8 protein-coding genes are annotated in these 5,266 nt (G+C 72.5%); 2 read left to right on the top strand and 6 right to left on the bottom strand.

Annotated features, from left to right (window positions below):
* On the top strand, positions 1-380 hold a 380-nt coding region (locus WA805_RS09645), incomplete at its 5' end, for an alpha/beta fold hydrolase (protein WP_425242172.1).
* 75 nt (positions 381-455) lie between these two features.
* Here the strand turns inward: WA805_RS09645 and WA805_RS09640 are convergent.
* From WA805_RS09640 to WA805_RS09620, 5 genes are read right to left on the bottom strand one after another with little or no spacing between them, the layout of a single operon-like run.
* The gene (locus WA805_RS09640) at positions 456-1,313 is read right to left on the bottom strand and encodes a RecB family exonuclease (protein ID WP_422277217.1); all 858 of its coding nucleotides are present in this window, start codon (positions 1,311-1,313) and stop codon (positions 456-458) included.
* Between the two features lie 5 nt (positions 1,314-1,318).
* Entirely contained in the window at positions 1,319-1,921 is a 603-nt protein-coding gene (locus tag WA805_RS09635; RefSeq protein ID WP_422291001.1) for an MBL fold metallo-hydrolase, read from the bottom strand.
* A 39-nt stretch (positions 1,922-1,960) separates the two neighbouring features.
* Complete coding sequence (locus WA805_RS09630) at positions 1,961-2,566, bottom strand: MarC family protein (protein WP_422338794.1); 606 nt, start codon at positions 2,564-2,566, stop codon at positions 1,961-1,963.
* Complete coding sequence (locus WA805_RS09625) at positions 2,563-3,444, bottom strand: PHP domain-containing protein (RefSeq protein WP_425242171.1); 882 nt, start codon at positions 3,442-3,444, stop codon at positions 2,563-2,565. The genes WA805_RS09630 and WA805_RS09625 overlap by 4 nt, the downstream gene beginning before the upstream one ends.
* Before the next feature lie 48 nt (positions 3,445-3,492).
* The gene (locus WA805_RS09620; RefSeq protein WP_425242170.1) at positions 3,493-4,119 is read right to left on the bottom strand and encodes a DUF6758 family protein; all 627 of its coding nucleotides are present in this window, start codon (positions 4,117-4,119) and stop codon (positions 3,493-3,495) included.
* Between the two features lie 24 nt (positions 4,120-4,143).
* Here WA805_RS09620 and WA805_RS09615 point away from each other — a divergent pair, with 24 nt between their 5' ends.
* Positions 4,144-4,545, top strand: a complete 402-nt coding sequence (locus tag WA805_RS09615; RefSeq protein WP_425242169.1) for an NUDIX hydrolase — start codon at positions 4,144-4,146, stop codon at positions 4,543-4,545.
* Position 4,546: 1 nt separating this feature from the next.
* On the opposite strand, the gene WA805_RS09610 is transcribed toward WA805_RS09615, so the two are convergent.
* The coding region (locus WA805_RS09610; protein ID WP_425242168.1) for an HpcH/HpaI aldolase/citrate lyase family protein at positions 4,547-5,266 on the bottom strand (720 nt) is incomplete at its 5' end.

The following is a 5,266-nucleotide window of genomic DNA, read 5'->3' as shown; positions in this document are numbered from 1 at the left end:
AAATCGAAGAAATCTGGCACTCCGCCCTGGAACCCCAAGCGATTGAGGCGGGCGTCAAGCCCCCAATCCTCGAGTTCCTCAAGGACCGGATGCTGACCAACAACCCCACCGCCATGATCACCATGGCGAACAATTTGCTCACAGCAGGCGACAAAACCAAAGCGCTGGCCGCCCGGGACATCCCAACCTTGGTCCTCTACGGCGAAGACGACAACGCCTGGCCCCCCACGCTGCAAGCAGAAATGTCCACCCGCCTAGGCGCCCAACAGTTCTGCATCCCCGAGGCAGCACACAACCCGAACGTCGAAGCCCCGGCAACCACAGCCCACGCCCTGACGAGTTTCTGGACTTCTGCGGAAGCGAATGGCGCAGCGGTGTAAAGCCGCGTTGTTCGGGCCGTCCTAGGGCCTGACTGAACGCGGCGTGACACCGCAAGCCACGAGCGCCCAACCGTGTTACAACTCAGCGAGCCCATCCCAAGGACGCCGCGACACCGCCGCTGCCTGTCCTTCCGGGCAGTGCCGCAGAAAGGCGCACCAGCCGCAGCCTGGCGAAGTCCGCGGCGGGAACACCTCGTCGTAGGAGTCCGCGGCCAGCGGCGCGCGCATGCGCTCGTCGGCGTCGGCGCACTCGGTCGCGACGTCCTCGGCCCGCCGCAGGTGCCGCCGCAGCGACTCTGGCGTGTGGTCCCAGCCGAACACCTGCCCGGTCGGCAGGTGGTGCAGCTCGACCCGGCGGCAGTCGCGGCGCAGCACCCGCGCGGCGGCGATCGCGTAGATCGCCAGCGCGAGCGAGCTGCGGGCGTCGTCGACGCTCAGCACGTGGCGGCCCGTCTTGTAGTCCACCACCACGAGTTCGGTGCCGCCACCGTCCGACGGGCGCGCGTCCAGCCGGTCGATCCGCCCGGACACCGCGATCACGTCGGTGCGCGTCGCCACCGTGCGCTCCACGCCGACCGGCTCGTCGGCCGGGTCGAGGCCGGCGGCGTATCCCTCGACCAGCTGGCGCGCCCAGTCCCGGTACTTCGCTGACTGGTCGTCGCTCGCGTAGCCCTCGTTGATCCAGCCCTGCTGGAGCAGTGCGCCCGCGGCGTGCGCGGTCCGCCTGGGCAGCGGCAGCCGCCACCAGCCGGCCAGCGCGTTGTGCACGCTCGCACCGAGGCTGTTATGCGCCCACGGCGGCCCTTTCGGCGGCGCGGGCCGGTCCAGGTAGCCCATCCGGTACCGCCGCGGGCAGTCGAGCCAGGTCGTCAGCCGGGTTGGCGTGCACGTGTACAGCCGTCTCGGCATCCCCTCGAAACCGAGCTGTTCCATCGGGGCTAGCTCAGGCCCACGGCCGGGCCCGCGGTCACCCAGCCGTCGAACCGCTTCGCGGCGGCGGAGATCGTGGTCTCCTCGCCGTGCCCGGGCAGCACCCGGGTCTGCGGCGGCAGGCCGAGCAGCCGCTCGCCGATCGCGGTCAGCTGCCCGGGAAAGTCGGGATACTCCCCCTCGTGCGCCGCGGGGCCGGTGGCCAGCAGCGCGTCTCCGGTGAACACGGTACCGAGGTCGGCGCAGTACAGGCTGACCGAGCCGGGAGAGTGCCCGGCCGTGTGCATGACCTCGAGCGCCACGTCCGCGACCTCGAACCGGCCGCCGTCGGCCATCTCGATGTCGGCGGCGTCGTCCGGGTGCGTGGCCCGCCAGTGCAGCCGGTCCGCCGGGTGCAGTGCCACCGGCGCTTCGTCGCGTTCGGCTACCTCGATGGCGGCGGTGACATGGCTGGCGTGGCCGTGCGTGCAGATCACCGCGAGGATCTCGCGGTCGCCCACCGCCTCGAGCACTCCGGCGGCATCCTCCCCAGGATCGATGACGATCACCTCGTCGTCGTCGCCGATAACCCAGGCCGTGCCGTCGCCTGGTCGCTCGATCCGCGCTTCCATGCGCGCCACTTTAGCTCCGCGCCGCACGGGCGCGCACGGTTACCCGGCCTGGGCGGCGAAAGCCATCGCGGACTGGGCGACGAGCTGGATCGCGATCGCCGACAGCAGCAGGCCGGCGATCCGCGTCAGCAGCTCGACACCGTTGTCGGTCAGCACCCGGTGGATCACCTCGGCGAAGCGCATCGACAGCCAGGCCGCTACGGCCACGGCGCAGATGGCCAGCGCGAGCGCCACCCCGTTGAGCACGCTGTGCACGCGCTGCACGTACAGCATCGTCGCCACGATAGCGCCGGGGCCGGCGAGCAGCGGCGTGCCGAGCGGCACGAACGCCACGTTGGCCTTGGCCCGCTCCGCTGACGTCGGCTCCTCCGTCTGGCCGGTGAGCAGCTGCAGCGAGACGAGCAGCAGGAGCAGCCCGCCGGCGCCCTCCAGCGCGGGCAGCCCGACTTGCGTGTAGTTCAGGATCGCCCGCCCGAACAGCGCGAACCCGATGATCACCGAGAACGCCACCACCGCGGCCTGCCAGGCCAGCTTCCGGCGCGCCCGTGCCGACCGCCCCCTGGTCAGCCCGAGGAACACCGGCACGATCCCGGGCGGGTCGATGATCACGAACAGCGTGACGAACGCTTGCAAGAAGAACGTCATCGCGGCTCCGTAAGCGCCGGGCCGGTCACGGGGCGGGCGCCTGTCGCCAGGGCCAGCAGCCGCTCGTACTGCTCCGGCGGCGTCGTCTCGCTGCCGAGACCGCTGTCGTTGAAGGCACCGTGGTCGTCGCTGCCGCCCGTCATCACCAGGTCCAGCGAGTTGGCTAGCTGAGTCAGCCGCGTACGTTCCGAATGATCATGATCAGGGTGGAAGACCTCAAGGCCAGCCAGGCCCGCGGCGGCCAGCCCGGCGACTACCTCATCCGCGATCTCGTACCCCGGTGAGCGGGGGTGGGCGAGGACGGGAACGCCACCCGCGCCGCGGACCAGGGCGATCCCGCGAGCCGTGTCGGGGGCGTAGCGGCCGACGTGCGCGCGGCCGCCGTCGGCTATCCACTCGGCGGTGAAGGCGTCCGCCGGGGTGGCGACCACGCCGGCTTCGGCCAGGGCGCGGGCGATGTGCGGCCTGCCGACGACCGCGTCGCCGGCGATCGCGCTGACCTGCTCCCAGGTGACGGGGGCGCCGAGCTCCGCCAGCCGCGCGACCATCGCCCGCGCGCGGCGGGTCCTGTCGTCGCGGATCAGCTCCGTCTCTGCGGCGAGCGCCGAGTCGCCGGAATCGCACAGGTAGCCGAGCAGGTGGACGCTGCGGGCGCTCAAGGGGGCCCCATGATCGGGGATAGCGCAGGACAGCTCCAGGCCAGGGACCAGGGTCAGCCCCGGCGGAAGCGCGGCCACCGCCGCCGCGATGCCCGCCATCGTGTCGTGGTCGGTCAGCGCGACGACGTCGAGGCCCGCGGCCGCGGCGCGGCGGGCCACCTCGGCCGGGGGATCCGTGCCGTCCGAGGCGTTGCTGTGCACGTGCAGGTCAATGCGCACGGCGGCAATCGTACTTGGGCCGCCGCCCCGCCGCGCGCGGCAGGCGGCTCAGGCAGGCAGCCGCGGTGACAGCGCGCCGAACGGCAGATCCAGGTCCTGGGCGGGATCCCGCAGGTCGCGCAGCTCCAGCGGCTCGATGAGCAGCGCGCCGGCGGTGTCCGGCCAGAGCACCAGCCACAGCCAGCTGCCCGCCACCTCGCCGGCGAACACGGCCTTGCGATCCACCTCGACCAGCCAGAGCGGTGCCTCGTGGTTCGCGACCTTGACGGTGGCGTTCGGCTGGCCGGACGCGAAGCCGTCGCCGGGATCGGGACCTGGCAGGCCGGCCAGGCCCGCGCCGAGACCGACACCCGGTTCTTCCGCGACGATCAGCAGGTCGGCGGGACCGCCAAGCGGGTTAGGGCCGGACACCGCGACCGCCGATCCGCGGATGCCCGAGCGCTCGTCGCCCGCGCCGGTGAACCCGGTGACCAGCCAGCCCTGGGGCAGCGGCCACGGCACCCAGAACGGCACCCGCGCGTCGCCGAGCAGGCCGCCGAGGCATTCCTTCGACGGCATCCTGGCCAGCGCTAGCGGGCAGATCTCGCCGTGCAGGTCGCATCGCCACGCGCTCGACCACGCCGTCGGAGCGCGTGCTTCATTGCCGCAGCGCGGGCATACCGCTCTTCCAGCCACCCACCCGTGTCTACCCTTAGGGCCGTGAGCACACACGTGATCTCCTGCGTGGGCGCCGTAATCAGGGATGACGCTGGACGGCTGCTGTTGGTCAAGCGCGGTCACGAGCCTGGCAAGGGGCTGTGGTCGATCCCCGGCGGGCGGGTCGAGGCAGGCGAGTCAGACGCGGCGGCGCTGGTGCGCGAGGTCCGCGAGGAGACCGGCCTCGTCGTCGCACCCGGGCGGCTGATCGGCAGCGTGCGGCGGCCGGCCGTCAGCGACGGCGGCGTGTTCGACATCAGGGACTACGCGGCGGCCGTCACCGGCGGCACGCTCGTTCCCGGCGACGACGCGGACGACGCCGTGTGGGCGGGGCCGGCCGAACTGGACACGCTGCCGCTGACCGACGGCCTGCTCGACACGCTCAGGTCGTGGGGAGTCGCGTAACTCAGGCCGCTGACTCGGGCGGCCGTGGCAGCTCCGGAGGCCCGGGGGGCCGCGGGGGTCCGGGCAGCCCGGCGGCCGCGCCCTTCGCGGCCAGCATCAGCGCCATCTTCCTGGACGCCTCGTCGATCATCTCGTCGCCCAGCATGACCGCGCCGCGCCGGTCGAGCGACGTCGCGCGGTCGTAGGCCGCCAGGATGGCCAGTGCCCGCCAGTACTCCTCGGCCGCCGGGGTGAATGCCTCGTTGACCACGGGCACCTGCGCCGGGTGCAGCACCCACTTCCCGTCGTAGCCGAGCGCGGCGACGCTGGCCGACGCCTTGCGCAGCCCCTCGGTGTCCTGAATCCGGGCGTACGGTCCGTCGATCGCCTGCAGCCCGTTGGCTCGCGCCGCGACCAGCATCCGCATCAGCGGGTAGTGGTGCGCGTCGAAGTCGTAGCCGGCGGGCTGGCCGCCCACGGTGAGCGACCGCATCCCGATGCTCGCCATGAAGTCGGCGGGCCCGAACACCAGCGACACCAGCCGCGGCGACGCCGCGGCGATCGCCTCCACGGCGGACAGGCCCGCGGCGTCCTCGATCTGGGCCTCGATGCCGATCGCGCCCGGCGGCAGGCCCGCCACCTGTTCCGCCTGGCCGAGCAGCACGTCGAGCCAGCTGACCGCCGAGAGCGAGGTGACCTTCGGCAGCACCAGCGAATCGACGGCGCCTGGCGCGCCTTCCAC

This window comes from Trebonia sp., assembly GCF_049794275.1.
Lineage (GTDB): Bacteria > Actinomycetota > Actinomycetes > Streptosporangiales > Streptosporangiaceae > Trebonia.
This window is presented reverse-complemented; position numbering and strand designations above follow the sequence as displayed.